General features: G+C 28.9%; 3 protein-coding genes. 2 read left to right on the top strand and 1 reads right to left on the bottom strand.

Annotation, left to right across the window (positions count from 1 at the left end; all coding sequences use genetic code 11):
- Nucleotides 1-154: 154 nt before the first annotated feature.
- Nucleotides 155-658 (top strand): hypothetical protein, encoded by a 504-nt coding sequence (locus Q0H31_RS13060; protein ID WP_295298888.1) that lies wholly within the window; start codon nucleotides 155-157, stop codon nucleotides 656-658.
- A 47-nt stretch (nucleotides 659-705) separates the two neighbouring features.
- Nucleotides 706-1,182 (top strand): ComF family protein, encoded by a 477-nt coding sequence (locus Q0H31_RS13065; protein WP_367117140.1) that lies wholly within the window; start codon nucleotides 706-708, stop codon nucleotides 1,180-1,182.
- Here Q0H31_RS13065 and gatA read toward each other — a convergent pair.
- The gene (gene gatA / locus Q0H31_RS13070) at nucleotides 1,173-2,621 is read right to left on the bottom strand and encodes an Asp-tRNA(Asn)/Glu-tRNA(Gln) amidotransferase subunit GatA (RefSeq protein ID WP_295298892.1); all 1,449 of its coding nucleotides are present in this window, start codon (nucleotides 2,619-2,621) and stop codon (nucleotides 1,173-1,175) included. The genes Q0H31_RS13065 and gatA overlap by 10 nt on opposite strands.
- Nucleotides 2,622-2,778: the final 157 nt, after the last annotated feature.

Here is a 2,778-nt window from a genome sequence, read left to right on the forward strand (position 1 = left end):
TAAATTATGATACACCTATGCTATACTTTAAGAAATTAAGGAATTCCTAACTGCAATATGTCTGGCTCCTGTGCATCTCTATATTTAAAAAAACTCTATGTTATGATATATTATTTATAACTTAAAATATAATGATAACTTAAGGAATAATGCTATGATTAATAGTTTGTCTATAAAAAAAATCAAAATAGAAAGTTTAATTCTTATATCTTTAATAGCAGTAAGTATAATATCTCCTATTGCTGTACACTTTGTAGGACTTAAAGGAACAGAGTTTCTTCCTATATTTTTTGCTTTATCTATAGGCTCTTTTATTTTAAGCCCAATTTACTTAATAGCTCTTTCAATATTATCCCCTATTCTAAACCATCTAATATTCCAGATGCCAAACATTCCTATTTTATATTTTTTAATGTTTGAAGGAATTGTTTATTCTTTGTTAATATCAGTTATTAAGCATTTTTTAAAAAACAGTAATTATGTTATTGTTTTATCTATTTTATCTTTTATAGCCGCAAGATTTTCATCTATTTTATTATTAAATATATTTGATTATGATATGTGGTTTAATTCTCTAATTAATAGCTATAAAGGAATAATTCTAAACTCTATCTATATAGCTTTAACATACATAATAATAAACAAAAAAAGGCTGTAAACATTTTTAAACCATACAAAACTTTTTATTTAGATAACAATGTAAGAATATCTGCTCTCGGCGATTTAGATTTTGAGCTTGGAGATGAACTTAGAGCTTTTAAAAAAGGAAATATAAATAATACCCCTATAATATTTGAAAGTTTTTTTAATTGCTATAAATATTTAAATATAAATTTTGATTTGCTTTTATATGTGCCTTCAAATAAAAATAATAATGTTATGAGTTTCTTTGCTGATACTATATCAAAAACATTAAATATAAAAAAATCTGATGATATTATATTAAATAAAAATATAAAAGAGCAAAAAACTTTAGAAACATTAAAAGAAAGAGAAGACAATATAAAAAACGCCTTCACAATCAAGAATATAGAAAACCTTAAAAACAAAAAACTTCTCATTATAGATGATGTTTATGCATCAGGAGCTACATTAAAAGAGCTTATAAAATTATTAAAAGAATATAATTTAAATAGCAGTATAGAAATAATAGTATTTTGTTATAGGAACTATTATTTATAATTCAATTCATGAGCATAAGCCATTTTAAACATAGAAGCTTCATCAAACTGCTTAGCAATAAACTGTATACCTATAGGCATATTGTTTTTATCTACTCCGCAAGGCACGCTCATAGCAGGAAGACCTACCAAGTTAATATTAGAAGCATAACTATCTGCCAAGAAACCTAAAGCACTGTCTGTTTGGTCTCTTGTACCTAAAAGACCAGCAGTGATAGGAGAAGTTGGAGATATTATAATATCAACATTTTTGAATGCATTGTCGAAGTCCATTTGCATTAGTTTTCTCACTTTTAAAGCATGCTGATAATGGCTATAGAAGAATTTTTTACCAGTCATTAAAGTACCAAATAATATTCTTGCTCTTGTCTCAAAAGCAAGCCCAGCACTTCTTGAAGCATAATAATATTCATCTAAATTAAAATCGCCTTTAGGGTGATAACCATATCTTATACCGTCGTATCTGCCCATATTAGAAGCAACCTCAACCGCCATAACAGCAGTATAAACCCTTGAACCATATTTAGCATTAGGCAAAGATATATCCACTATCTCAGCACCCTGAGCTTTAAGATTATCTATAGCCTTCATTACATTTTCTCTCACTTCATTATTTATCAAATCAGTTTCATAATATTCTTTAGCAAGTCCAATTCTCATACCCTTAACATTTCCGTCTAAAAGAGCATTATAATCAGGCACAGGTATGTTTAAAGTAGTAGATTCTTTAGGGTCAAAACCAGCAATAATTTTAGTCATCAAAGCGGCATCTTTAACATCTTTAGCAAGAGGACCAACTTGGTCTAAACTGCTCGCCATAGCCACACATCCAAGTCTTGGCACTCTTCCATAAGTAGGCTTAACACCAACTATACCGCAGAAAGAAGCAGGCTGCCTAATAGAACCGCCAGTATCGCTTCCTAAAGCTCCAAAAGCAAAATTAGCAGCAACCGCAGCAGCAGAACCGCCTGAAGAACCGCCAGGAACATGTTTTCTATTAACAGGGTTTCTTGTAATTCCATAATTAGAAGTTTCTGTTGTACCGCCCATAGCAAACTCGTCCATATTAGTTCTTCCAATTATGATAGCACCGTTGTCTATTAATCTCTGAACTGTAGGGGCAGTATATGGAGCTTTGTAGCCTTCAAGCATCTTTGAAGAAGCTGTCATTAAATGATCTTTATAACATAAATTATCTTTAATAGCTAAAGGAACTCCAAGAAGAGGCAAATCTTCACCTTTATTTATTCTATCCTGTGCTTTTTTAGCTTGCTCTATAGCTTCGTCTTTAAAAATTTCTAAATAAGCATATATTTTATCTTCTCTTTTATCATCTTCTTCTATTTTCTTTATTATAGATTCTGTTAGGCTAACAGCATCTATTTCTTTATTTTTTAATTTTTCTCTAATTTGAATTATGCTTAATTCATTTAACTCCATTTTAGGAAACCTCTTAAATAAATAATAAATTTTATCTTTTATTATATCATAATATTATTTTTTTTGCAAAAACTATGTAATAAAATATTTGTTTAGGAGCCATACATATTGCACGTTTTTTAGTTTAAAAAAAGCAGGTATTCCTTATAATTTAATT

The organism is uncultured Brachyspira sp. (genome assembly GCF_934747485.1).
Taxonomy (GTDB): Bacteria; Spirochaetota; Brachyspiria; order Brachyspirales; family Brachyspiraceae; genus Brachyspira.